The organism is Ktedonobacter racemifer DSM 44963 (genome assembly GCF_000178855.1).
GTDB lineage: Bacteria > Chloroflexota > Ktedonobacteria > Ktedonobacterales > Ktedonobacteraceae > Ktedonobacter > Ktedonobacter racemifer.
On record NZ_ADVG01000003.1, the window covers coordinates 388400 to 414728 of the forward strand.

The window sequence follows — 26329 nt, forward strand, 5'->3', positions numbered from 1 at the left end:
TTCAGTCGGAAGCAACAACGCGTGTGCCATTTCAAGCACATAGCCCATCCAAGCATTACGATATCATCTTATGATATTGATCCTCTTCGGTCATTAACGCGCTCAGTTTTGCCGCAGTGTCTTCCTGAGCCAGCGGAGTATAGATAATCATCTGTAAGTCAGGCTGTTCAGGCATAGGAAAAACCGTGGGATGCAAGGCAAGACGGCCAACAAGCGGATGATTAATTTCGTAGAGGCTGCCACAGTCCAACACAATCTCATGCTCAGGCCACCAGGCGCGAAACTCTGGACTGGCTTGCTGCAACTCCGCAATCAACTCGCTCAACCATTGATCATCGGGGTATTGGTCATACCTGGCATGCAAGAAGGCAAGGCAGCGCCACGCTTCCCGTTCCCAATGAACCTCAAAAATTCGTGACGATGGATGCATGAAATGAAGCCAGGGGGCATTGCGCTCTCGGTCATTTCGGCTGGGATAATCCCCAAAGACCCGATTGGCACTTTCATTCCATCCGACGACATTTAAACGTGGATCGAAGAGCCTGGCCGGGTACACGAAGCCATCAAGAATGGTTTGTGTGGTGGCATTGGGCGCATACTTTTGATCCTCCTGTTCACTCAGGAATGGGCCTGGACCTTGCGCCAGGAGAAACAAATGGCGGCGCTCCTCCTCATTGAGTTGCAAAATGGATGCGAGACGTTCCAGAACCTGATCGGAAACCTGAATATCCCGACCTTGCTCAAGCCAGGTATACCAGGAAACGCCCACGCCAACCAGTTGAGCAAGCTCTTCTCGTCTGAGGCCAGGCGTTCGTCTCCTCTGAAATGCTGGGAAATCAAACTGTTCTGGATGCAGACGAGCACGACGGCTTTGTAAAAAATCGGCAAGTCCCGCACGACTCTTGATTCTTTCTCTCATAGGTTCCTCATGGCCTCCCTGCACGTTCTCCGGAGGCTGTGTCTTTTTAGACATATGATACAACACGCTCCTGGTTAATGCAGAGAAATCGTTCCATACTATCACCAGACAGACAACGTAGTTGTTCTGACACGCGCTACAAACGATGTTCACGTCTCAGACGCGCCACAACTTCAGGCCAGGAATGCTCCTGATGCCTGTCTGATGTTCCGTTTTCGCTGATAGAATAACGCGAGTATGTGAACATGTTGAAATTGGATGGAAAGAAAGAAGAAAGAAAGAAAGAAATGAAGCTGGTACGATATTACACCTCTGGAGCGCCAGAAGTCTTACAGATCGAGGATGCGGCTATTCCTCAGCCTGAGGCCGGTCAGGTCTTGGTCAAAGTCGAAGCCATTGATGTCGGGTATGTTGATACGCAGATGCGCAACGAGGACTCACCATGGGGAACACCCACGTTCCTGGTGGCACCAGGAGACTATGTGTACGGCACGGTGGTCCAGGTGGGACCAGAGGTAGGCGAGGTTCAGGTGGGAGAGCGTATCCTCGGTTTTGCTCCAGTGGGAGCCTATGCCGAATACGCGCTGGTGCCTCTCGGGCTCCGTTTCCAGCCCTTGCCAGAGGCTTCGCTCTCGCCAGAGGAGATGGTGACCCTCCCCGTTGCGGGCGAGACAGCGTATCATCTTCTGGCGACCTCGGCGCAGTTGCGCCCTGGTGAACGGGTGTTGATTCACGCAGCTGCCGGAGGTATTGGACATTTTGCGGTGCAATTGGCGCGCACAATGGGGGCAGGGCAGATCATCGCCACCGCCAGTTCCGCGACTAAACTCGACGTGGCGCAGACCCTGGGAGCTGATACGCTGATCAACTACACCGAGCCGGGTTGGACCGAGCAGGTTATGCAGGCAACCGGAGGAAAAGGTGTCGATGTCATCCTTGATGTAGTGGGCGGTCAGATCCTGGTTGAAAGCCTTCCACTCCTAGCCTCCTTTGGCCGTCTCATTGTCTCTGGCGCAGCTAGTGGGCGCATTCCCGCCTTGCCATCGGAGAGCGTCTCCCAGCTCATGATGGGGCTGAAACGGATCGAAGGTTTTTCGTCCTTCACCCTTATGCAGCAGCATCCTGATCTCATTGCACAGGGGAGGCAAGCCTTTAGACGCTACGTCGAGCAAGGAAACGTTCGCCCACGCATCATGCGCACCTTCGCGCTTGAAGAAGTTGCAGAAGCGCACCATTTGCTGGAGTCGCGGGCCTCGTATGGCAAAATCGTGCTTCGTCCCTAAACTAGCGTACGGGCATATGGAGCGCAGGGATCTTACTCTCTTTCCCTGCGTCTCTGCTCAGGAAAATGAATATCCGTTTTTACATGCGTATCGTGTCGGGCGTGACAGAAGGAAATCCCTCTTTCCTCTCCATGCCTCAAAGCAGGTGTATCCAGAGGTGAAGGTCTGATGTATAATCGCATGAGGTCACTGACGCCCATATAATGAGTGAGTAGAACATGTACCCAGCATCATTTTTTCGTGGGTAGAAAGGCAGGCAAGGAGTGGAGCAGGTTCCTTTAGAAGGCGACAGACACAACACTGTTTTCGATGTTCCGCCTGAACATATTGTGCAGTCGAGCAGCGGAAAGGGCTGGGATGGGCTTGATGTTGCGGAGGTCATCCACCCACTCGATGATTTTGCCTTGCCTGCTCTTCCCCGCCATATCCTCGTCATCAATCTCAGTACGCCTTCTACTATTCAAGAACGGCTCGCTGGGCGTCAAGGACAACTTGGAACCGGCAACCTGGTCATTTTGCCTGCGGGAGCGCCGACCAACTGGCACCTGGAGCGCGAGGGAGAGGTACGCCACCTGCATCTGTATCTCTCACCCACCTTCATCCAGGAGATCGCCACCTCGGCAGACATTTATCCTGATACTGTTGAGTTTGTTGGTACCCTCGGCATTTTCGATCCACAGATCGAGTCCATCGCGCTCTCGCTGTTCTCGGAGCTTCGCTCAGATGGTCTGGGTGGGAAGCTCTATGTGGAGTCATTAGCGAACATCCTGGGCATCCACCTGCTCAGACATCACTCGTCGGTGAAGCAGCCCTCCCTCCCAAGATCCGTTGGTCTTGACAAGGTGACGCTCAGACGCGTCAGCATGTACATCGAAGAGCATCTCGCCGAGGGTCTCTCGCTATCAGAAATCGCGGCTGTCGCGTCTCTCAGCCCCTACCACTTCACGCGTCTCTTCAAAGCGTCAACCAGCTTTTCTCCTCATCAGTATGTCATCCAGCGTCGAATTGAGCGAGCAAAACTGTTACTTTCCACAACGAACTGGTCCCTCACCACCATCGCGCACGCGGTAGGATTTGCGAATGAAAGCCACCTGGCACTGCACTTCAAGCGTCTCACTGGACTCCTCCCCAGCTCCTATCGTTAGGCGCGCAAGAACATGTTGTGCTAGCTTTTGTTCTGCTCACGCGGAAGCTGGTACCAGATCGCGTTGCATGCTACGAGCAGTTGCTCATCGAGCGGGAGATCAACGGCGGGTGCGATTGTGCTCGTTGTGGGAGGGGGTGTGGCAGGGGTATATATCTGCCAGGTTGATAGCGCTAGCACTGGGCAAATCTATGTAGAGAAGACAGGTCTAAGCAAGAAAGAGGTGACCTGGGATAAACCAGGCCACCTCCTCTTGTTACTCCTTACCTTTCAGCGAGGGAGTGGAGCTGTTGATCTCTCAGCTGCAGCCGCAGTGACCGTTGGAGTCGATCGCCCTGCCGCAGGACGGGCAGATACCGTTGAGCACCAGCATGATGAACTTCAGCAAGATGATCTCCTTGGATCGAAACGTTTTTTTTCCTTCGAAGTAGTACTAACAGTAGCTACTAACTTCGAAAGTCTATGGGTGAGCCGGAGAATATCATCAGCTCAGGGAATCCAACTACGACAAGCAATCTATGTGAGATATGCAAGTTGTGAGTTGGTCAAACAGTACCTAATACATCACCGTGCGAGCAAGCCCAGCGAACAAGTGATATGGGTACTGCCAGGAAATATCCCTCTATTTCCTGTACCAATGATTTAAATAAGTGAATAAGTAAATCATTGGAAGCATAGAGTGAACTATAGCATATGATGATCCCATTTGTCAAGACAAAAACGGGTCGGGATGCGATTCACATGTTTTCATGCGAACCCATCGGCACCCCATTTACGGCGTGCCGATTTATCCTCCGGGCCGAGACGCTAAAAAGCAATCAATCTCATCAATCAAAGACGGCGAAATTGCCTCAACCTATTTTTGCGAGTAAATGATGTCCTCCACATGTCCTATATATGCATCATCCTCGCTTTGAACCATTACCTCTTCCTTTACGGTGACTGTCGTTTGATCTTGTGACCGAGCACCCCCTCGTCCCCGTTTCCGCTTCCGCCCCTGTCTGGAAGATACATCCTCCTTAGCCACAATTACGGTAGCACGCTCTGGCAGCTGAAAATGAATCTGAGACCGCTCGACCAAAACCTGGTTCTGATAGTATGGGATGCTCTGCATAAGCACTACAGGAAAACTACCCGATATCATGAGGATCGAACCCTCGCGCATAGTTCTCATCTCATCGGGTGTCATAAGATCTCTCTTAGTTTCTGCCTTGTTAAAACTCTGGCTATCAGCAAAGAGTATCGCATATATGCTGAACCCATGTATACTCTTGCTCTGGCTCTTCGTTACAGCAGTTGTCTGCCCGGTCAATTTGCTAAAGTACTCGCACTCTTCCAGGCCAGCGCCTGGTAGCAACAATTTAGTACGTGAGTTGCTAATGATCGTTTCCTTGCCTGCCGGGTCGTACACATCTTCAAGCTGAGAAAACGCCTGGATTGCCATCAACAGTGCAACACGCTTACTTCTGAGAGTAGAAATATAGCTCTCGAAGTGAGGTATACGCCCCGCATTGGCAAACTCATCGAGGTAACACCCGATAGCCCGGGGAAGCTGCCCATTAGGGCTATGGTCGGCACGCCGGATCCAGGTGCGCATCATTTGCATTATCAAGGTTGCAGAGAGAGGGCGTAACCGTTCGGCGTCGCCGAAAGGGATGGAGAGGTAGAGAGCAATAGAGCGGTCACACATGGCGTTAAAGTCAATGTCATTCTCCGCGGTTGCAGCCTGGACCTCTGGTGAGAACAACATAAAAAAGCGGTTAGCAATGTCCGTCATGACACTACCTATCAGCTTCCCGTTTTTTTCCATGTTGGACAGAAATGAAGTTGTTATCTTTCGCGTTGTCTGGTTATCACTCCTTGTTAGAAGGGCCTTGAGATCTTCAAATGGCATACTAAAGATATCAGCAAGCCGGGAGAACGGTGCGTCTGGTTCACAAGTTCGCAAGTGGAGTACTGTTGCTGTGATTAACAGTTCGGCCGCACGATCCCAAAACGGTTCCTTTGACTCACCCGTATTTTGTATCCAACTCATGGCGAAGTCACGAGCATCGTCGAGGTTTGTAATGTAGGCAAGGGGGTTATAGCTATGGCTCCTGGCCGCGTCATTGGGCGCAAAGATCCAGACTTCGTGATGTTTAGCAATGTACCCCGCACTCTTTTTCACAAGCTCTTGCTTGGGATCGATCACAAATAGGCTCCGGTGGCCCTCCTCCATGAGCAAGCCAGGTAGAATGACGCGGCTTGTTTTGCCTGCGCCTGTTGGTGCAACCATCAAAACATGATTCTCCAACGTCTCCTCATTCAAAGCGATTGTCTTCCCTTTGTATCGGCCTAACAGCAAACTGCTGGGAGCAGGCTCTCCTTCTGCTTTCTCGGAACCCTCGAAGTCCTTTTTTGAGGAAAGTAACGATTTAATGTCGCGGAGCTGCGCGAACTTTGCCGACCCATAAGAATCAGTCGTCTTGTTTCCACGTAGGACTCCCTCGAAGAGTAAAATCAGAGCAAGAAATACCAATACAATCAAGATAATAAACCAGAAGGACCCATCCAAGCCCTCACCCAATTGTAGTATCGTATCCATACGCGTCGTATATCCTTTTCTTTCTCGCTTTTAAATATAAATGGTTTTCCATGTGCCAATGCTGTTAATTCAATTTCAACAGAGTGTTGGCATTCACCTTCTAAATACAGCTATTTTAGCTTATTGACTAGGATTCTGAAACCAGTATAGCAAGAAGTAGGACCCCAAAGCTATGAGATTCCTCATAGTTTTGGGATCTCAACATTTTTCCCCAGCAAAATCTCCTCTAAAGCCACCTGGCACTGCATTTCAAGCGTCTCACTGGGCTCATCCCCAGTTCCTATCGTTAACCACGCAAGAATATGTTGTGCTAGCGCAAGAATATGGGCGCATCCCTCGTCGCTTCATACTAGAGTAAGGAGAGAACAAATCCTTCACGGAACGACCAGGAGGTTGCAGCAAAGAGTGCGGCCTGCTTCTTGGGCGTGTGACCACATTGTGGCACTCGTATTTTGCAGAATCTGTACAGGAGACACAGGAAGATATGTCAAGAGAACTCCAGATTCCATCTGTCCCTTCAAAGAAGGAGTCAATTCATGCCCTTGGGTTGACTGCCATCTGCTTCGGGTTCTTCATGGTTATTCTCGATACATCCGTTGTCAATGTAGCCCTTCCGGCTATGCAACACGATTTGCATGGCTCGCTTGAGGGATTGCAATGGGTGGTCAACGGCTATACCCTGATCTTTGCGAGCCTGCTGCTCAGCGCAGGCACGCTCGGGGATCGACTCGGGCATAAGCGCACATTTCTTACGGGATACGTGCTGTTTACAGGAGCATCGCTCCTCTGTAGCCTTGCTCCCTCGCTCAATATCTTGATAGCGGCGCGGATACTTCAAGGAGTGGGACCCGCACTCCTGGTTCCAAGTTCACTCTCTTTGATCACTCACGGCTTTCAGAACCCTGAGAAACGGGCAAGGGCAGTCGGTTTCTGGGCAGGTAGTTCGGGCATCGGGTTGGCAGGAGGTCCTATCGTGGGTGGATTGCTTGTTGAAACGCTGGGGTGGCGCAGCATCTTTCTACTGAACGTGCCTTTTGGCCTTCTCGCTCTCGCTCTCACCATGCGTTTTGTCAGCGAGACGCCACGTACAACAACGCAGAAACGTGATCTGTGGGGACAGGCATGCGTGATCGTTGCCCTTGCCACGCTGACCTACGCACTTATCGAGGGACGAAGCCAGGGATGGATTTCTCTTCAGATCGTTGGCATGTTTCTGCTGTGCATAGGAGCATCTGGCGGCTTCTTGCTCATCGAAACGAGGCACAGTACGCCTATGCTTCCCCTACATTTCTTCTCATCGACAGCCTTTAGTATGCCAATACTGGTTGGGTGCGTCCTCAACTTCGGCCTGTATGGTATCCTATTTGTCCTTTCCCTGTTCTTTCAGGATATCTATCATTACCCAGCGGCTCTGGCGGGTGTTGCCCTACTGCCAATCACTGTTGCGACAGGAAGCACAGCTCTGATCTCAGGGAGGATCACTGCACGTTTGGGCACGCGCCGACCAATGATCGGAGGGCTGGCAGCAAGCTGTCTTGGCACACTCTTGCTCCTGTTGGGCGAAACTGGCGATTCCATCCTTTTGCTGACGGTCGGAGAAATCGTCATTGGCCTTGGCTGTGGTATGACGGTCCCTGCCATGACGACAGCTATCCTTAATACTGTTCCCAAGAGCCAGGTAGGTGTCGCTTCAGCACTGCTGAATGCAAGCCGTCAACTGGGAGGTGTGCTTGGCGTTGCGATTTTAGGCTCGATACTCGGTTCGTTAAGTGAGAGGAGCGCATTTCTTGCTGGCATGCATATCGCGCTGCTGCTTGTCGCGCTACTGTTCCTGCTGGGCAGCGTGCTGATCTCAATCACTTAGCTCACGGCGGATGAGCGAAAAAGACTTATTCTTTCCACTTTTTTCTTCCCCATGCAGAATAGTAGAGTGTCTGCACTTGCAAAATGCAAGTAAATCAATTGAGACGGCTTCGTTCTGGCTGTCTGCATTGCTTATGGTCGTCGCCAGAGTGAGCGCACAGCATAGGTTCTTTTTCACGGTCCATATGGGGTCGTCATACGTTCATACACATGAACCGTGACGCAATCACGAGCGCTCTACCCGGAAAGAAAAAGTAATTTCAAGTGCAGGATCTTACACACAACGTTATAGTGTACAAAAAGAAAGGTTGCATACCATGCGAAATATTATTATGACCATGTGGGTGACACTTGATGGTTTTGTCGCTGGACCCGATGGGGAAATGAATTGGATGGGTGAGATCAACGATGAGGACAACGGACCATATCAGGACCAATTTGTCTCTGCTGCTGATACGCTCTTGCTAGGACGCACCACGTACGAAAGCTTTGCCGGTTCCTGGCCACATGTACCCAACTCCCCGGATGCTCCAGAGGGTCTGAAAGCATATGCCCGCAAATTGAACGAGATGCGCAAGATTGTCTTCTCCAAAACGTTGGGGAACGCCGAGTGGAACAACTCCACTGTGCGCCGGGAAATCATTCCTGACGAGATTACACAACTGAAACAGGAGCCAGGGAGTAACATCATTATCTATGGGAGCGCCAGCCTGGTTCAGGCCCTCGCCAGTCACAACCTGATCGACCGGTATCAGCTTCTTCTCTACCCTATCGCCCTTGGCAAGGGAAAACCCCTCTTCAAGGACTACACAAAGCTGAAACTTGTCAACGCCATAACTCGCCCATCCGGCATCGTCGAACTCCACTACCAACCCAATGAGCAGGCAAACGCTCGATAATGAACACATCATATGCCTGAAAACCAGCCAGCAAAACCCTTCCATAATCGAACGGGTATGCTCAGGCAGACGACCTCAGGTCGTCTGCCTGAGCATACCCGTTCCTGTAACAAGGATAGAGAGGCATCACTTTTTCTCAGTGGCAAGTACAGATGAAAAATCAGCATTTGCTCTGGTGGGATGGAACTCAATTATCTCATATCTGATAACGTTTGCTTTAAGCAGTGGGTCTTGCGCAATGATAGCCTGGATAGCTTCCTGGCTACTCGCTTTCGCGAGAATGATTCCTCCTGTCCATGGATCCTTGCGGCCAGAAAGCAGAAAATCACCTCGATCAAATGCAGACTGGAGACAATGTGAATGCTCATCAATTAAGAGCTCGACCTCAGCCAATGGGCGAGTATAGGTCAGGTTCAAGATATAATAATGCGTTGTGCTTTGCGTCATTTGTCCTTCCTCCTCTATCAAAGTATTCACCACACTAAGGTGGCACATTACTACACAGCAACTTCAAAGACTACATCCAGGACCACTGGGGTTCGAACGGGCAAACTGTAAACTCCAGAGACCAGCCGGGTATGTCCCTGTTCCTTCCCAAAGATCTGTGCAAACAGATCTGAGGCACCGTCTGCAACTCCTGCATGCTGCGTAAATGCCTCGGTCGTCGCCAGAGCAATTCCGACTCGTACCACTTTCTGAATACGATCCACATCGCCCAGGAAATGACTCGCCGCTGCCAGAGCATTCAATGCTGCATATCTGGCCGCTTCTTGCCCCTGTTCCACCGTCAGATCAGCACCTAAACGGCCTGTGAACAGGAGCTTCCCATCGACAAAGGGTAGGATGCCGCTGGTAAAGAGCAGGGTCCCAACCAACGATGTTTCCACATAGTTCCCAAGTGGTGTCGGAGGCGTTGGAAGCTGGATGCCAAGCGCATCCAGCCTCTCACTATGCTTTCGAGAACCGTTTCGATCACCATTTGCCTGCATGCGCTCCTCCATCCACATGAATGATCTCACCAGTGACAAAGGTTGCGGTGTCTAAGTACATGATCGCATCAACAACTTCAGATGCCCGCCCCATACGTGCAATCGGATGCATTTTGCTGAGGAAACCATGATCATCGTTTTTGTGTAGAGGGGTATCAATGTTGCCTGGCGCAACAGCATTGACGCGAATACCTTCACTTGCATACTCAATGGCCAGCGCTTTGGTCACCGAGTTTAATCCACCTTTTATTAAAAGAGAAATGGATGCAGAAACTCCTGCGACGGGCTGTTCCGCCAGCGTTGTTGTAATGTTTACAATATGCCCAACATGCTGTTTTCGCATCTGCTCCACGGCATACTGCGTCACAAAGAAGAAGCCTACCAGGTTTGTCCTGACCAGGCGATCAACATCCTCAATGGTATAGTCAGTAAAGGGCTTCGCGATAAAGATCCCGGCGTTATTCGCGAGCAGATCAACCCCGCCAAACCGTTGAACGGCTGTTTCTACGACTTTTTTTGCGGTTTCCTGATCGGCAATATCCCCGTCAATGAGGGCAAGGCGATCAGAAGCAGTCAGCGTTCCCGCACGGGTAATAGTGCGCGAGTTGGCGATGACCTGATATCCCTGAGCAAGTAAGGTATTCGTAAGTTCAAGGCCAATCCCCGATGAAGCTCCGGTCACAAGAGCGGTTTTTTTCTCAGACACTGTAGTTTCCTTCTTTCAAGCTATAGAGCGATGGTTGTCCATGGAAAGCGGTATGTCTTACTCACACCTGCGGCTCCCCTACACCTTTTACAGTAAACTACTATCAGGCCTTCTCGACACAAGGCCACAGCAAGCGGTACACTTGCTGGTATGAATACTCGAATCTGGAAGGCGAAAGACTCCCCTCACCACGTGGCTTGACCAATTGAGAAAGATCGCTCTTCGCCTTTCTGGGCTCCTGGAAAACGAATCATTGGAGAGTCGCGCCGCGAGCGCCGCAGTAAAAGGACCCTCTCGCCTCACCAGGAACCGTTGTTTCAACAGGAGGACCGGCTCATGTGGTTTGCAGGAATCGATTGGGCTGATACCCATCATGACATTCTCGTCCTCGATGAACGAGGGCAAAAACTTGCCTCGTTTCGGGTCATGCACACCTCGAAAGGCCTCAACGAGCTGACCAGCCGACTGACAGCCATTTGTGGGGCAGAGCACAAGGCAGAACTGGCCTGCGTTGTCGAGACCACTCGTGGATTGTTGATTACGCACTTGTTGGAAGCAGGTTTTGCTGTCTATCCAGTCAATCCCAAAACAGTGGATCGCAAACGCTCGGCATCGGGAGCTAAAACGGACCAGATTGATGCGTATCTGCTGGCTAAACATGGGCGGTCGGAAATCGCTGACCTGAGACGACTGGAACCCGATAGTCCCTTGATTGCCGAACTCAAAGCCTTGACACGCGATCAAGATGGCTTGATCCAGATGCAAACCCGCCTGGTCAATCAACTCACCGCCTGTCTCAAAACGTACTACCCGGTTGCGCTCACCCTTTTTACCAAGGTACAACAACCTTCGACCTTGCAGTTCTTGCTCGCCTATCCGACCCCGCAGGAGGCGATGAACGCGTCTTGTGAAGAGATTGCTGAGCTGTTGAAACGCGCCGGGCATCCAACGCCAAAGAAGACAGCGGCCTCGATTGTGGACCAGTTGCATCAGCCCCAGTTGAGCGCCGATGACGTGACAACCAGAACCCGCATCGCGCTTGTTGATCGCTCTGATCCGTCAATTGCAGCCCGTGATGGAAGCGATTGCCGCCTATGATCAGGAGATTGAGCGCCTTTTTTTGATGCATGCTGACAGTCATCTCTTTCGCACATTGCCTCGTGCAGGCAAGCGGATTGCCCCACGACTGTTGGCAGAAATCGGGGATGATCGCTCGCGCTATGAGGATGCTGCCAGTTTGCAAGCCTTGGCTGGCACCTCGCCGGTGCCCTATGAAAGTGGCAACTATGGCAAACCGCATCGGCGCTATGCCTGCATCAAACCGTTGCGCAACGTCCTGCAACAGTTTGCCTGGCAAAGTACCCAGACCGAAGCATGGGCCGCAGAGTACTATGAGCGCAAACGTCGGGAAGGCAAAAGCCACAGCGTCGCTGTCCGCGCGCTGGCCAATGTCTGGGGACGCATTCTCTTTGCGCTGTGGCTCAAAAGAGAAGCTTATCAGCCTGCAATCTTTGAACAAGCTCGGCGCCTGCATGCACCTCGTGCGGCGTGAGCGCTCAACAGTCCACAGATGAGCGAAGTGCTCTTCCTTCCAGGCAAAACAGTCGCCTGTTTTTTGCCTTTCAACTCGGCATGCCTTTTTTTGACCACGCAAGCTCAAGCGTGTCAAGGAAAGCGCAGCGGCTTGACACGCTTGAGCGGCGTGGTACCCTCCTTCATGCCGTGTTGAAAGCATCGTTTTTTCTCCTGTCCTCTCAATTTTTGCCTTGTTTCAAATTGACCGTTTTCGGGCTTGACATAGAGAGTCTTTCTCTTGCTCTAAGAGTACCTCAGAGGGAAAGTACAATCGCCTATGTTCTTGCGCAGTTTGAATAGGATCTTGCGCCGTACACGCAAGAATATTTTTTGCGATATGGTCCCCGGGCTTGCGCGAGTGGGCAAGTCTCTGTTCAGCTTGTCTTTGAGGATGGCCTGTTCAGACCAAGGCGCCGCCTTCATATAAGTTGCATATGAAGACGGCGTTTCCATGATATTAGTGAGCCAGGCTATTGGCGGATTCAGATGGATACTTTTTAGCAGGGCTGGACCTTTGAGAGAACGACGTTCCAGACCTGCTGGTCGAAGTAGAAGCCTTTGGCTGAGGGTCCATCACTAGAGGGCGTTGTCTCGTTGACCAGACGGCTCTGGGCAAGATAGTAGCCTTCATAGCCATGCTGTAGCTTGTAGAGGAGATCGCCAGAGCCGACGCTCTCCAACCGTATATCCTGCGTTTGAGTTGTACCACAACCCCAGGCGTTCAAGAGGGTGATATCCGTGCGCGAAGAGATGCTGTTCATCCAGCCCTCATAGGCATAGAGGGCATCACTGCGCGCGCCACCGGAATCGGTCGAGTTAAACTCATGCTCCATGCCCTGCTGGCCCTGATAGGGGCTGGTGGTGTTATCGGCGATATATGCCTTCCCGCCTGCACCCGTGCTGGTCACCGTATCCTGGTAGGTGAAGATAGCCAGCTGGTCAAAGATACCGGCGGGATTGGAGAGCGGAATGTTGTTGTAGGTAAAGGCAGTACGCACGCCCGAACCAGTACCACTACAATTGTCGCTGCCACCACTCATGAAGAGTGTCTGGGCATTGGCCCAGGCAGCCTGGATATTGGTAAAGCCAGCGGACTGCAACTGCTGATTAAAGCTGGTGTAGTTAAACGCGGTGAAGAAGGTATTTAGTGTGCTGGGACCAAAGTAGAGGCTGGCCGCAATCATGACATTGAGGTAGCCCTCGCGATAGTTCGGGTTGTAGGACTTGTTGAACTTACATTGATTCCCTTCAAGGTAGTAGTCAATGTCCTGGTTGAAGTTGTTGGTGTCGTTGAAATCGAAGTTGGCCGCGATAGCCAGCGCCTGCATAAGCAGGTTGACTTTCGCCTGTTGGGTGGAGGACAACTGGTTCCAGACCGCTGGCTCGTTACGCGCGAGTAGCAGTCCCTGCGCGGTATCATTATGGCCCCAGCCCTCCAGGCCACCATTGGCATCAGGCTCGTTGCCGCCCGCGACTAACTGGCCGATAGAGGCCGCCAGGCGACTAGCAACCGAGATGCCATTCGTCGCGGTAGCATTGGAATTGTACCAACTCACCAGGGCCAGGAAGTAGAAGGCCTTCGCGTTATAGACTGCCGTTGGCGAGTCGCCAGGCCTGCCACTATTGGCCGTCGTAGGCGCCGGGAAGGCCAGGAGAGGCGCGGCTACCGCGGCGTCGATCTGGCTCTGGTCGAAGCTCGTGGGTGGCGGCGTGGGCGTTGGGGTAGGCGTTGTCGTTTGGGTCTGGGTCGGCGTTGGTGTGGGCGTCGCAGAAGAGCCGGTCGGCTCGACTCCCCAGACGAGGACTCCGTTCTGGTAGAGCGTGACGTTCTGCCAGTCAGTAAAGGTTGTGAACGAGGCGTTGAACGAGTAGTCGTTGGTCTGGGTAAAGTTGCTGAAGTCGGCCTTACTGGCGCGAATCTTGATCTTGCCTGTGCTAGCGTTGGCATTCAGTGTACCGGATGTAAAGCCGACCTGGATGTAGTAATCAGCCGTCGCTACGGGTTGGGCTACCGCTACCGTCGTCCCCGTCACGCTGCTACAACCAATGGCTGCATAATCACAGAACACCGAGATGGCTTGATTGGTATCGCGTGTAAACCAGTAGCGCATGGTAAGCCCACTGAGCGCGAAGCTGCTGCTTCCAGTATTGACAACTTGCAGATCCGCCTGAAGCTTATTCGTCGTCGTGCTGGTGTTATCTGGTATGTACTGCACCTTCAGCGGAGAAGATGCGGCATGACTGGTCTTTGGCAACTGTGACAAAATGCCCATCATGATGACCAGGAGACAGACCGCTCCCAATCCAAGATAACGAGAGATGCGTTTCATAGAATCCCTTCTTTTGTTAGCACAAACACACAACTGAAAAGAAACATTCAAACAGCTGTTAGTGGATAAGCCTCACCTCCTTTCAGGCCTGCCGCCAGAGGTCGCGCAGATAGGGCAACGCCTGGGGCAGGGCTACCTCTGGCTCTTCAATCTCGGGATGCCACTTCTTCTCCCATTCCAGCGAGAGATAGCCATCATAGCCCCCTTGCTTGAGGAGAGTACATATCGTGCGTAGCGGCATATCACCCTCGTTGAGCAGGCAATAAGTCCAGGCTCCCGGCTTGCCATTAAGCAAACGGCTATCCTTGAGATGGACATAGCCGATCTCGTCTCCGAGTAGCGCCAGGCTCTGCGCGGAAGTCTCGCCAGCACGATAGGTGTGATGGGCATCCCATAAAACCTTGACCGTGGGCAGAGCCACGGCCCGGATGAGGTTTAGAACATCTTCGCTCCTGGTCCAGGCATCGTGGGTTTCTAGCAGGACGGTAACGCCGCGCTCGGCACCATAGATACCAAGCGTGTGTAGCACCTGAGCGGTGGGCGCGAGCATGTCGGCACGCGTCGTACCTATAGGGAGAGCGCCGCCAAAGACGCGCAGAAAGGGCACGCCTAGTTCCGCGGCCATATCGAGCATACGCTGGCCGGCCTCGATCACCGCCGCACGCTCCTCAGGTACGCCTTGCGTCACCCGACACGAGCTATCCAGGCAGGCAATCTCAATCCCATAGGCTCTGGAAGCCTCGCGCAGGCGACGCCGCATCACGGGCGAGGCGTCAGGTTCAAGCGTCTCGCCATCCGCCAGGCGCCATTCAATGGCCTGGTAGCCATAGCGTGCAGCCGCCTCGGCGGCCTCCTCAATCGTCCAACCTGGACAGGCAAGGGAAGAATACGCGAGTTTCATATTTATCTATCTCCTGGTTCGATGGGAATAAGTGTCTCTGGAAGCTTGTCGGCCCTGACCAGCAGCGTAGTCGCTTCCTTAGCCAGTACGGTAATACTGGCGCGCCCATTGGCGAGCTCAATCACGCTGCTTCCACCGGCGATCCCCAGGCATGCGAGCAACCTTCCAGCACCACGAAGTTCGAAGGAGACGCGCCGGCAATCCTCGATAAGGGGATGCTCATCTGCGTCTACAAGCTGGATGGTGACCTGTCGCCCCTCCTCGCCACCAACCGCCTTTGCTGGCTGAACCTGCCACTGAAAGGCGGCGCCGGGACCCGTTGCGGCCTCGTGATACTCCATGCTAATCGTATGCTCTACGCACTGTCCATCGGCGGCAAGGCCCGCGGCACGCAGCTCGTTTGCCCCCAGGCGCAGAGGGACATGCCAGACCAGGCCCGCGGCGGGAAAGGCCGTGCCGTCGCGCCGCCGCTTGCCACAATCCCGACCATTCACAAAGAGCGTGACCTGGGGGCAGTTGGAATAGACGCGCACACGCTGTAACGCGTCGGGCTGGCCTGTACGTATGCTCCAGGTTGGCGATTCAATAAAGCACATGGGCGTGGTCGCCAGGTAGCTCTGGAAGAGGTAGTAGAGCGCTTTGGGTTGACCCGCCCGGTCCAGCAGTCCCTTCTGGTTGACGTAGGGGATCGGATTCTCGGGCCGCAGCGGCGTGCCAAAGTCCTTAAACGCCCACTGCGCGTTGCCTACAAGGCGCGGGGTTCGGAGCTGGACTTGCAGGTGCCACTCCATCAGATCGAGAATATAGCTCTCGCTCCAGTCGCTATCCCGGCTACCACGCGCTGGACCACTTACACCGGTCGCGATGCCTGGCCGCTCCGCGTGGTCGCTCTCCTGCCTGATTTCCGCGCCGATATGTTCGCCAGCACTATAGCGGCCGCAGTGACTATCGCCACCCCACTCGATATGCAGCATGCGGGGATGGCGCGCCAGGGCCTCGTTGAGCGCCGCCTCATAGTCTTCATAGCGCCCGCGATACCAGCCTGACCAGATCGAGGGCGAATAGACATCCACGATACTCGCCCCCGACTCAAAGCGCCGCAGGGCGGTCAGGCGCTGAGGATCGCGGGCATGGGCGAAGTCGTGCAGGGTCTGCAAAAAGGCGCAGACCTTCTCATCGCTGGAATCTGGATGCTCGCTCTCCCAATCCAGTTCGTTGCCCAGGCCCCACATGACGATGGAGGGGTGGTTATAGTGCTGCTCGATCATCTCCTCAAGCATCGCCTGAGTCTGAGCGCGGAAGCGTTCGCCGCCAATGCCACCCCGGCACCAGGGCAGCTCATCCCAGACCAGCAGGCCCAGTTCGTCACAGGCCTCCAGTACCGTCCGCGCCTGCGGATAGTGTCCCAGGCGCACGAAGTTAAAGCCCGCCTCCTTGATCAGCCGCAACTCCTGGCGCGACAGGTCATCAGGGACGGCGCTGGCATAGCCTGCCCAATCCTCATGCCGGTGCGTACCATGCAGCCTGAGCGGCTCCCCGTTCAGGAGAAAGGTGCCACCCTCGGGAAAGTCGAAGAAGCGCAGGCCAATCCGCTCCGTGACCACGTCCCAGGCCTCTTCGCCATCCAGCAGCGTCACCTCTACGGTATAGAGGACCGCTTGGCCTGGAGACCAGAGTTGCGGTTGCTTAATAATATAAGCGGGAAGTTCGAAGCTTTCTGCTGTAACTGGCCCCTCGATGGTACTGAGCAGTTCGCCCTGGGGCGAGAGGAGCCGGGCGCTCAGGCGCAGCGTTCGCGGAGGCGGTGCATCGAGATGGCCACGAATGGCGAGTGTGGCTGACTCCACACTCACCTCCGTCTCACAGCGCAGGCTCGCCAGGCGGCGCAAGCCGGTCGTATAGTACCAGGCGTTGCGTGTCAGGCCACCATAGAGGAAGAAGTCCGACATGTCAGAGGGAATGAGATCGGGATCGGGAAGGTTATCCACGCGCAGCGCCAGCGTCAGTGGCTCTCCCGGCATGCTCCCTTGCGGCTGCCTGGGAAGCTCCACCGTGAAAGCCGTATAGCCCCCGGCATGCTCTCCCAGGCACACACCATCGCACCAGGTACTGGCGCGTTGCGAGGCGGCCTCAAACTCCACCCAGAGGCGCTGTCCAGCGGCAGGCGGCTCAAACTCGCGCACATACCAGCTCACCGCGCGGGTGTAGTGGTGCTCTTCCTCTAGCACCAACGCATCCAGAGTGTTCCAGCTATGAGGCAGCGTGACACCGCTCCAGGTCTGCCCCTCGGCCCGCATCACGTCCGAGGGCGGAAGGTCCCCCAGGTGAAAACGCCACGCTTCATTTATACATTTAGCAGCTTGATGGCGCATACGCCTATCTTTCTTTCTAGCAAATACTCTTTAAATCACTCTTTCACCGCGCCTGAGAGACCGCGTACAAAGTATCCCTGGAAGGCCAGGAAGACCAGCAGCACAGGCACAAATGAGATGACGGTACCCGCGGCAAAGCCGGTCCAGTCAAAAGAGTTCTCGCCCTGGAAGGCGAACATGCCTACGGCCAGGTTGCGCAGATCCGGCGCACTCAAAGTATAGATCAGCGGAATATTGAAATCATTCCATGTGGCGATAAAGTTGAAAATTACCACCGTTGCGATCACCGGGCGCGCCAGCGGGAAGACAAGGCGGAAGAGCCGCACAAAGCCCGCGCCATCGACCTTTGCCGCGTCAAACAACTCTTCAGGAATGGCCTTGAAGAAGTTGACGAAGAGCAGCACATAGAGGGCGCCCGTGGCCCCGGAGAAGGCCAGGATGACCCCGGCCTGGGTATTGAGCAGGCCCAGCGACTCCACCACCAGGAATTGCGGCAGGACAATCGAGGCCAGCGGCACAAAGAGCGTGGCGACAATTAGCACATAGAGCAGGTTGCGTCCAGGGAAGCGATAGCGCGCCAGGACATAGCCACAGAGCGCCGATTTGAACAGCTCAATCACCGTAGAGGCAGTAGAGTAGAGCAATGTATTGAAGAAATACTGACCAAAGCCAGCAGTCACCCAGGCGCGCTGGAAATTAGAGAAATCCCACTGGTTGGGCAGCAGACTGACACCTGAAGCAAACAGGCCGCTCTGCGTCTTGAACGCGCCCGCGATCGCCCAGAGAAAGGGGTAGACCCAGAAAAAGCCAACCAGCAGCAGAAGAGTAATCGTAATCAGGTTGTAGCGGAGGAAGCGGCCTCCACTCCGTTGTGAGAGCGATTTCATGCGCGGCCTCCACCAAGCTGGCGCGTGGTCTGCGCGTTATCACGCCCCAGCCACCACTGAATAATAACAAAGATCGCCGCCAGCAGGATAAACAGGACGGCTGTCGCCGAGGCATAGCCATAGCGGAAGGGCAGGTTCTGGAAGGCCGCCTCGTAGATATAATAGGAGAGTACGTAGCTGCTGGTACCAGGGCCGCCGCTGGTCATGGTCACGACAATGCCAAAGACATGCAGCGAATTAACGAGGCCGAGCAGTGTAATCACAATCGCCATAGGCGCGATCGTGGGCAGCGTAATATGTACAAATTGCTGCCACGCGTTAGCCCTGTCGATCTGTGCGGACTCATAGAGCTCCTCTGGCACATTTTGTAACGCGGCCATCCAGTAGAGCATATATTGCCCGAAGATCTGCCAGACGGAGATCAGAATAACGGTCCACAAGGCCGTGTTCCCATTTCCCAGCAGGTCGATAGGTTGCTTGATCAGCCCGGTCCCTAACAGAAAGCTATCCAACGCCCCATTGGAGGGATTAAGCAGGAAAGTAAAGATCTGTCCGGCAAGCGCAACAGGCAGAATGATCGGCACAAAGAAGACCGTGCGGAAAAAGCGTTTAAACCGGAGCCACTTGCGTGTCAGGATAATGGCAAGAAAGAGCGAAAGTGGGAGCTTGATGGCGGTATTGGCCAGAGCAAAGAGCAGGGTATTCCAGAAAGACTGCCAGAACAAGGGATCATGCCAGAGTTCCAGGTAATTGCTCAAGCCGACAAAGTTTTGCGCGGAGAGAGCATCAATGCCATTCCAATCAAAGAACGAGTAGACCACGGTAGCCAGCAGCGGCCAGAGCGTAAAGGCGCCAAAGAACAGGAGAAATGGCAGTAGAAAAAGGAAGATCCAGAAGCCCGTTGTACCCTTGCCACGAACACGCGTCTGAACCCGTTTTCCTCCACCTGCCGAGGCGGATGCAGCAAGTGAGCGAGAGGATTCTATAACTTTACCCATTGTGTACCTTCTCTTCAGATCGCGAGTAGGCGATGCTAACAACGTCGCGGTGATTTGGTCTTGCCTGCGGCTACTCGGGCAATAGCCCGAGTAGCCGCAGGCAAGACCCTACTACAGGCTAATACCCGCCTGTATAATTCTCGTTATAGTTCCAATTGGAGAACGCGAAGCAGGACTGCGAGACTTTCAGGCCCGAGGCCGCCTCCTGCTGCAACGTATCGAGGAAGGTCTTCTGGCGCTGCACCACCAGTTGATCAGCGCCTGGCTTCAGCGGCGTATTCTTGACAATGGCGTCAACCATGGTCTGCCATTCGCCGTTGGGCTTGGTCCCTGCGGCCTTGGAATAGGCCTGTGACTTCGCCAAGTCGGGGCATTTGAGCAGCGGCTCAGGATAGTTCACACGCAGGCCGCTAGCCACAATCTGCTCCATGGTCTTCATGGCTGGATCGGTGATCAGCGATTTATTATCCGCGAAGGCCAGGGTGCCAAAGCCATCCTTCAGATAGTTCTTGGCGAAAAAGCCAGTCGGGTCAGTCATCCACTGGAGAAACTGCCAGGCCTGGTTGGCATACTGCGTCTGACTGCTGACCCAGTAGACATTCTGCGTATTCAAGATCGCCTCGGCACCACGAGGACCACTGTCAGGGGAAGGAGGCGCCGCGATGCCATACTGGCTCTCGGGGAAACCAAGCTGCGTTAAGGTGCTGGGCAGCCAGGTACCGTCAAAGTAAATGGCCACCTGTCCACTGGCTAGCTGCTGGCGCGAGAAGGTCTTGTCGTTCACACCAGGAGCCACTAGCCCCTTCTGGTAGAGGCTCTGAATAAAGCTGAAGGCCTGCAGCAACTGTGGATTGTTGAGATCAAAGGTCCCGGTTTTGTAGTCAAAGAACTGGTCGGTCATGATTGAACCAGCGATGGGATACCACATGCGCTGGAAATCGGTCCCCTTGAGCGATACACCCAGGCAATATTTCCCGGTCTTGGCTTTAATTGCCTGACAGGCGGAGGTAAACTGACTCCAGGTTGTGGGCGGATTGGCGGGATCGAGGCCAGCCTGCTGAAAGAGCGACTTATTGTAGAACATAAAGCCCGGACCCCAGATCACGTTGTCAGTGAAGGGAAAGCCATACACCTGGCCGTTGTGCTCGTTGATCCCTTCCTGGAACATGCCAGAGGACCAGCGGCTCAAGAAGCTCTGATCTGGATTACCCGTGGGATCGAGCTGGCGAATCCATCCCTGCTTGAGCAGGAAAGACATGGAGAGCTCGGGAGAAATCTGCGACTTGTAGAAGAAAATATCTGGAGCCTGGTGGCTCTGGAACGAGAGCGGCAACGATTGCAGGTACTGGGCCTGCGCCGTCGATTGCCACTGAATGGTCACATCGGGATGCAGTCGATGATACTCGGCAGCAACCGCTTCATGAAACGCTTTCTGTTCAGGGGAGTAGTCGGCGATCTTTAAGACAGTAGTTGCTTGAGCGCTGCCCCCGCCACAGGCGGTAAGTAGCATACTCAGCAACATCAGGGCAACAAATGCCAGACGGCGCCATTGACGCATATGAAGAACCCTTCCTGTTGAACTGAACCAAACGACGTTGTAAATGGATACTTGTGTATGAGTTACCAAGCACGATCAGCTTGTTGAACAAAATAAAACGACATTGTACATGGGCTACGTTGCGGTGGGCAGAGCTATGGAGTTGCCATCAGCGAGAGCCGTTCCCGCGTGATCGCATAGCGCAGTGGTTCTCCCGCAACAAAGTGTTGCAATTCCTCCAACATCACCTGGCCCAGGCGGCGACGCTCTGAGCCAAGCGAGCCAGAAATATGTGGCGTGAGCGTAACGTTGGGTAGTGTGTAGAGCTGAGAGTCCGGCTGCGGCGGCTCTGGATCGGTCACATCCAGAACCGCGTGCAGGTCACTTCTCTGCTCCAGCACCGCGATCAACTCTTCATGCCGCACCAATCCTCCACGCGATGTATTGATAAACGTGGATCCTTTCCGCATAGAGGAGAGGTGAGTACCACGTATCAGGCCTGTGGTTTCGGGCAACAGTGGCGTGTGCAGAGACACAACCTGAGCCTCATGGAAGAGTTCCTCCAGAGAACAGAGGGAGACGTCTAGCTCAGTTGCCTCAGTATGAGAGACATAGGGGTCATACACGAGCACATGCAGATGAAATGGGCGCAGAAACTCGCGGACATGTCGACCAACCATGCCCAGAGAGATAATCCCCACTGTGGCTCCATACACGCCAGGTACCCCATCGCGTGTAGGGAAACGCTGCTGCTGGCGTGCCTGCCCGGCTAGCCGCCACCCATGCTTGAGTGAGAAGAGAATCGCGCTAAGTGTGTATTCCGCCACTGGGATAGCATTTACCTCCTGGGCGCTCGTTACAAGGATGCCGCGCTTCCACAGGGCATCCGTGACAAAGCCGCGAATGGAGCCCGCGCCATAGAAAATGGCCCGCAGACAAGGGGCATGTGCCAGAAAGGCTTCGTCTATGAGGGGCGCTCCCCAGCCAGAGAGAATCACCTCCACCTCGCGCAAGAGCTCGGGATGGGCGAGTATCTCCTCAGCCGTCTGAGGCGGCGCAACCACATCGATCAATTCGTCAATCGCTTCTCGCACCTCAGGCCCATATATCTCTTCGTATGCGCTAGAATGCAAGATAAATATGCCTTTGAGACGCGGCATAGAGAAGAATCCTTTCGCTGAAATACATCACAGGAGGCAAACTGATAAAAGTAAGTACGAGATACTGTAGAGTAACGGGATAACTTCTCCTTTGATCTAGTGCGCTGCAACTTCGCAACACAAAGCAATCTATGACTTCAAGTATACCGAGGAACTTCGCACCTTTTCAAGCCATTACGTTGCGAAAACGTTGCGATATTTTCTGTTTCTTCCCTCGATCAAACCACAATTCATTTCCTCAGTACGCATTTCAGGCGGATTTAGCGTAAAATCCAGAAACACTATTGCACATAATTTCACAATAGCGTAAGCTATATACACATAAATAAATCTGATTTGGAATTTCCTCCAACTCTAAAGAGAGGACATATGAAGAACAACGCTTCCCCTCACCTACTGGCAATGCGTCGCGTCTCACAACGGGCTATTGCCAAACACGCGGGTGTCTCCCCCAGTACCGTCTCTCGGGTGCTCAATAACGTGGAAGGTATTAGTGAGGAGCTTCGGGATCATGTCTTAAAAAGTGCGGCGGAGCTTGGACACCAGGACACGGCAACGCCCGGCAAGTTGCAGCAACTACATCTTTTTACGCCGTCCTACGCTACGATGAAAGCCCCTCACACATTCCACGTCAATATCCTGGACGGTGTCGCGGCGGAGTGCCGTCAGCATGACATCTTACTGAACTATTCCGTGGTTGAGCAGAGCGCAGCCGATAGAGCCAGTATACTTGCCCAGGCCCGAGGGCGTCCAGAGGTTGGCATCTTACTGGTGAGTATTGATGATCGTGAACTCATTGAAGAGCTCCTTAACCTTCAAACATCAGTGGTTCTAATTAATGCCGAGCAGCGCGACCTGGCGGTTGATACCTTTCTCCCCAACAATTTCATCGGAGGTCTCCAGGCCACACGCCACCTGCTCCAGCATGGACATCGACGCATCCTACACATGACCGAGCCTGAGAGTAAGCGGAGGAGCACCTTGCAACACCGCCTGGCTGGCTATCGTGCAGCTCTGGAGGAGGCCCATATCCCCTATGATCCCGCCTTCCTGCTTGAAAGCCAGCTCAAGGTAGATGATGCGCATCACATGATGCAAACCTGGCTCTCCAGGCTGCATCCTCCCTTCAGCGCAGTCTTCTGTGCCAATGACGCGAGCGCGATTGGCGTCATGCGCGCCTTGCAAGAGGCCGGGAAGCGTATACCTGAAGATATCTCTGTGATCGGCTATGATGATGTTCCCGCGGCCTCACTTCTGATCCCCTCGCTTACCACTCTACACGCCAACAGCGAGGAGATGGGGAGACTGGCCGTACAGCGCATGATCTACCGCGCCCTTCAACCCGAGGCCGCTCCCATCCGTGTTGAAATAACGAGTCAACTTATCACCCGTCAATCAGTCAGCACCTGCTCGCCGGCGGTCCCATCTCAGCCCGATTAAGACCGCCGCAAGCCTGTATTTTACTCAGGGGGATATAAATACAGCATTTCACCCATTCATTCCTTGCAGTAGAACACGTAGGCGCTCCTGAGTTTCCACCGTTTTCGGATGCTGTTGTCCCAGAACCTGCTTTTGGATGGTCAGCACACGTTGGTATAAAGACACAGCCTCGACGTTGTTCCCCTGAGTTTCCCTAAGGGCTGCCAGGTCGCGCAACGTTTCTGCTGTATCAGGATGATCTAACCCCAGCGTTTGTTCTTGGATGTGTAAGGCTCGTTGATACAACAATTCCGCCTGCTCATACTTCTTCTGCTCACGGCAGATGTTGGCTAGTCCGTTGAGTGGGTGAGCAATGCCAGCAGAGTTTGGCCCCTGCGTTTGTTCAAAGATATGCAGAGTTTGCTGGTACATCACTTCTGCTTCTTTATATTTCCCTTGCACTACATAAAGACTGGCCAGGTTATTGAGTGGGCCAGTAGTATCCGGATGGTTTGCTCCCAGCGCTTGCTCTCGGATGTGTAAGGCTCGTTGATACAACAGTTCCGCCTGCTCGTACTTCTTCTGCTCAAAATAGAGAACAGCCAGATTGTTGAGGGCACGAGCGATATCCGGATGCTCCATTCCCAATACTTGTTCCCGGATGCGCAGCGCTCGCTGGTAGAGCGTTTCGGCTTGCTCATACTCTCCCTGTTCGTGATAGATAAGAGCCAGATTGCTAATGGAGCGAGCGGTGTCGGGGTGCTCTGACCCCAGCGCTTGCTCTCGAATATGTAAGGCTCGTTGATACAACGGCATCGCCTGCTCATACTTCCCCTGATCATAAAAGAGCATGGCCAGATTGTTGAGTGAGCGAGCTATATCGGGATGCTCCGGCCCCAGCGCTTGCTCTTGGATGCCTAAGGCTCGCTGATTCAGCAATTCCGCTTGCTCATAGTCCCCCCACTCGCGATAGAGTAGGGCCAATCCGTTGAGCGAGTTAGCTACATCAGGATGCTCCGGCCCCAACGCTTGCTCTCGGATACGTAAGGCTTGTTGGTACAACGGCTCGGCCTGCTTATACTTCCCCTGTACATGATAGAGGTCGGCCAGGCTATTGAGTGTGGCGGCTATTTCGAGACTATCTGGTTCTAATATCTGTTTGTAGATACTCAATGCCTGCTGATACAATGGCTCAGCCTGCTCATAGAGCGCATACATCTGTAAGTAGATTGCTGTACGATAGAGAAGCGCTGCTGCCTCCTCGAAGATGAACGCGTAGTCCTGGATCAACCCGCTGCATACCTGCGCTTGAGACAGATAACGTCGACAAAGGGGCCAGGTATCAATCTCAATGCGTTCTGGAAACACAGTATTAGTCGCTCGTACCACTTGCTCTCCCCATTGGCGCTGAGCTTCCACCGCCATGGCATCCTTGAGGACAACTTGTACCAAACGATGGATACGCAACATTTGTGTCTCAGGATTGCGTTGAATGAGGGAGAATTTGCGTAGCTCCTCGATGGCCTCGTTTAACCGAAAAGCATTGGTCGCGACCCCCTGTAATGTCGAGCCAAATTGCGCCCCTCCCCCGCTGAACAATTCTTCCGAGATCGTATCTGGTTCCAGAAAGGCACAGAGACGCAGAAGGTCTGCAGCCCCGGGATTAGCCTGTTCAACTTTCTGAAAGTTGAGAGACCATGTTGTTGCCACTGGTTCAGGATGGTCAGTCGAGATGTGTCCCCGGCGTTGCAGAAGTTCTTTGCGATGTGTTCGGTAGAGTTCCAGATAGGCCGAAAGATTACATCCTACTTCTTCAATGTATGCTCCTGCCTGATCCAGTGCGAGCGGGAGGAAATCCATTTCCGTGACAATAGTTTCTGCCGCAGCGAGTGTTTCTTCCTCAACCTGATCGAGTAACATATCGGGAGGCACAACTTTGGCACGGCGTAACAAAAATAGTGTACCTTCTGCCATCCCCATAGTTGCAACGTCGATCCGTTGTGCCAGTGCCCCCAATGCTTGTGCACGAGTGGTGAGCAACATGTGTCCAGAACGTTTCGTCGGTATAAAGTCAGACACAATCGTAATGTCATCGGCATTATCCAGAATCAGCAGCCATTCCTGATGAGAGGCAAACCACTGTTTGATGGCTGCAACCACTTTCTTCTGATCCTGTTCGTTTCGCTCAGGTAACTGCAATTGGTCCACAATGGTCACAATGTCAGCGAACAGGCTCTCCCGTGTCGCCGCGCTTACCCAGAAGATGTAGCGATAGTCCTGACGATACTGATAGGCATATTCGAGCGCAATCTGGGTCTTACCGATGCCTCCGAGTCCACTGATGGCCCAGGACTGCGTGAGGGCCGTGGTATGTTCTCGATTAAGCCGCTCGTGCAAGTGATGCAGGATCTCCTCCCGACCAGTAAAGAAGGGGTTGCGCGGATATGGCACACCCCAGAGGGGTTTGAGAGGTATCAGTGCCTCATGTTCCCCAAAAAACTCTTTGGGATGGAGATTAAAGAAACGACTGAGTTGTAGCCGGACAGACGCCTGGGGAAGGGCCTGATCTTGCTCCCAGCGAGCGATACTGCGGGGAGAGACGCCCAGCGCTTCCGCCAAAGCCTCCTGAGAGAGATGACGCTGTATCCGTTCCTGACGCAAACGTGTACCAAATTGCATGCTATCTTCCTGCCTTTTCTCAGAGAGGGGGTTCTCTCGACACGTCATAGTAAGAACAGTATAAAGGAAATAAATCGGCTGTGT

Annotated in this window: 18 protein-coding genes and 1 pseudogene; 6 read left to right on the top strand and 13 right to left on the bottom strand. The window is 53.6% G+C overall.

Annotation, left to right across the window (positions count from 1 at the left end; translation table 11 throughout):
* Window positions 1-55: 55 nt before the first annotated feature.
* The gene (locus KRAC_RS30720) at window positions 56-919 is read right to left on the bottom strand and encodes a helix-turn-helix transcriptional regulator (protein WP_040446016.1); all 864 of its coding nucleotides are present in this window, start codon (window positions 917-919) and stop codon (window positions 56-58) included.
* 287 nt (window positions 920-1206) lie between these two features.
* Here KRAC_RS30720 and KRAC_RS30725 point away from each other — a divergent pair, with 287 nt between their 5' ends.
* Both KRAC_RS30725 and KRAC_RS30730 read left to right on the top strand, forming a co-directional pair.
* Window positions 1207-2202: a quinone oxidoreductase family protein gene (locus KRAC_RS30725; RefSeq protein ID WP_007914098.1), complete on the top strand. Its 996-nt coding sequence runs from the start codon at window positions 1207-1209 to the stop codon at window positions 2200-2202.
* Between the two features lie 263 nt (window positions 2203-2465).
* On the top strand, window positions 2466-3347 hold the full coding sequence (locus tag KRAC_RS30730) for an AraC family transcriptional regulator (RefSeq protein ID WP_007914101.1): 882 nt from the start codon (window positions 2466-2468) through the stop codon (window positions 3345-3347).
* Window positions 3348-4202: 855 nt separating this feature from the next.
* Here the strand turns inward: KRAC_RS30730 and KRAC_RS30740 are convergent.
* On the bottom strand, window positions 4203-5930 hold the full coding sequence (locus tag KRAC_RS30740) for a type IV secretory system conjugative DNA transfer family protein (protein WP_007914103.1): 1728 nt from the start codon (window positions 5928-5930) through the stop codon (window positions 4203-4205).
* 484 nt (window positions 5931-6414) lie between these two features.
* Here KRAC_RS30740 and KRAC_RS30745 point away from each other — a divergent pair, with 484 nt between their 5' ends.
* Together KRAC_RS30745 and KRAC_RS30750 are read left to right on the top strand one after the other, a co-directional pair.
* Window positions 6415-7794 (top strand): MFS transporter, encoded by a 1380-nt coding sequence (locus KRAC_RS30745; RefSeq protein ID WP_007914104.1) that lies wholly within the window; start codon window positions 6415-6417, stop codon window positions 7792-7794.
* A gap of 316 nt (window positions 7795-8110) precedes the next feature.
* The gene (locus KRAC_RS30750) at window positions 8111-8692 is read left to right on the top strand and encodes a dihydrofolate reductase family protein (protein WP_007914105.1); all 582 of its coding nucleotides are present in this window, start codon (window positions 8111-8113) and stop codon (window positions 8690-8692) included.
* Between the two features lie 126 nt (window positions 8693-8818).
* Here the strand turns inward: KRAC_RS30750 and KRAC_RS30755 are convergent, their stop codons facing one another.
* Genes KRAC_RS30755 through KRAC_RS30765 form a run of 3 tightly spaced genes read right to left on the bottom strand, consistent with a single transcriptional unit; the run spans window position 8819 to window position 10387 of the window.
* The gene (locus KRAC_RS30755) at window positions 8819-9139 is read right to left on the bottom strand and encodes a YciI family protein (RefSeq protein WP_007914107.1); all 321 of its coding nucleotides are present in this window, start codon (window positions 9137-9139) and stop codon (window positions 8819-8821) included.
* Between the two features lie 50 nt (window positions 9140-9189).
* The gene (locus KRAC_RS30760; protein ID WP_007914108.1) at window positions 9190-9681 is read right to left on the bottom strand and encodes a RidA family protein; all 492 of its coding nucleotides are present in this window, start codon (window positions 9679-9681) and stop codon (window positions 9190-9192) included.
* The gene (locus KRAC_RS30765) at window positions 9665-10387 is read right to left on the bottom strand and encodes an SDR family NAD(P)-dependent oxidoreductase (RefSeq protein WP_007914110.1); all 723 of its coding nucleotides are present in this window, start codon (window positions 10385-10387) and stop codon (window positions 9665-9667) included. The genes KRAC_RS30760 and KRAC_RS30765 overlap by 17 nt, the downstream gene beginning before the upstream one ends.
* 336 nt (window positions 10388-10723) lie before the next feature.
* On the opposite strand from KRAC_RS30765, the pseudogene KRAC_RS79785 reads away from it, so the two are divergent.
* A pseudogene (locus KRAC_RS79785) lies at window positions 10724-11939 on the top strand (IS110 family RNA-guided transposase).
* 520 nt (window positions 11940-12459) lie between these two features.
* Here the strand turns inward: KRAC_RS79785 and KRAC_RS30780 are convergent.
* From KRAC_RS30780 to KRAC_RS30810, 7 genes are all read right to left on the bottom strand, one after another.
* A complete protein-coding gene (locus tag KRAC_RS30780; RefSeq protein WP_007914111.1) occupies window positions 12460-14292 on the bottom strand; it encodes a cellulose binding domain-containing protein in 1833 nt (610 codons plus the stop codon).
* Window positions 14293-14374: 82 nt separating this feature from the next.
* Entirely contained in the window at window positions 14375-15193 is an 819-nt protein-coding gene (locus tag KRAC_RS30785) for a sugar phosphate isomerase/epimerase family protein (protein ID WP_007914112.1), read from the bottom strand.
* Window positions 15194-15195: 2 nt separating this feature from the next.
* Complete coding sequence (locus KRAC_RS30790; RefSeq protein ID WP_007914113.1) at window positions 15196-17565, bottom strand: glycoside hydrolase family 2 protein; 2370 nt, start codon at window positions 17563-17565, stop codon at window positions 15196-15198.
* A gap of 35 nt (window positions 17566-17600) precedes the next feature.
* Window positions 17601-18452 carry a carbohydrate ABC transporter permease gene (locus KRAC_RS30795; RefSeq protein ID WP_007914114.1) on the bottom strand — a complete coding sequence of 284 codons (852 nt, stop codon included), beginning with the start codon at window positions 18450-18452 and terminating at the stop codon, window positions 17601-17603.
* Window positions 18449-19450 (bottom strand): carbohydrate ABC transporter permease, encoded by a 1002-nt coding sequence (locus tag KRAC_RS30800; protein WP_007914115.1) that lies wholly within the window; start codon window positions 19448-19450, stop codon window positions 18449-18451. The genes KRAC_RS30795 and KRAC_RS30800 overlap by 4 nt, the downstream gene beginning before the upstream one ends.
* Window positions 19451-19568: 118 nt before the next feature.
* Window positions 19569-21008 carry an ABC transporter substrate-binding protein gene (locus tag KRAC_RS30805; RefSeq protein WP_007914117.1) on the bottom strand — a complete coding sequence of 480 codons (1440 nt, stop codon included), beginning with the start codon at window positions 21006-21008 and terminating at the stop codon, window positions 19569-19571.
* A gap of 134 nt (window positions 21009-21142) precedes the next feature.
* A complete protein-coding gene (locus KRAC_RS30810; protein ID WP_211221354.1) occupies window positions 21143-22081 on the bottom strand; it encodes a hydroxyacid dehydrogenase in 939 nt (312 codons plus the stop codon).
* Window positions 22082-22516: 435 nt separating this feature from the next.
* On the opposite strand from KRAC_RS30810, the gene KRAC_RS30815 reads away from it, so the two are divergent.
* The gene (locus tag KRAC_RS30815; protein WP_007914121.1) at window positions 22517-23587 is read left to right on the top strand and encodes a LacI family DNA-binding transcriptional regulator; all 1071 of its coding nucleotides are present in this window, start codon (window positions 22517-22519) and stop codon (window positions 23585-23587) included.
* Between the two features lie 48 nt (window positions 23588-23635).
* Here the strand turns inward: KRAC_RS30815 and fxsT are convergent, their stop codons facing one another.
* Window positions 23636-26245 (bottom strand): FxSxx-COOH system tetratricopeptide repeat protein, encoded by a 2610-nt coding sequence (gene fxsT, locus KRAC_RS30820; RefSeq protein ID WP_007914124.1) that lies wholly within the window; start codon window positions 26243-26245, stop codon window positions 23636-23638.
* Window positions 26246-26329: the final 84 nt, after the last annotated feature.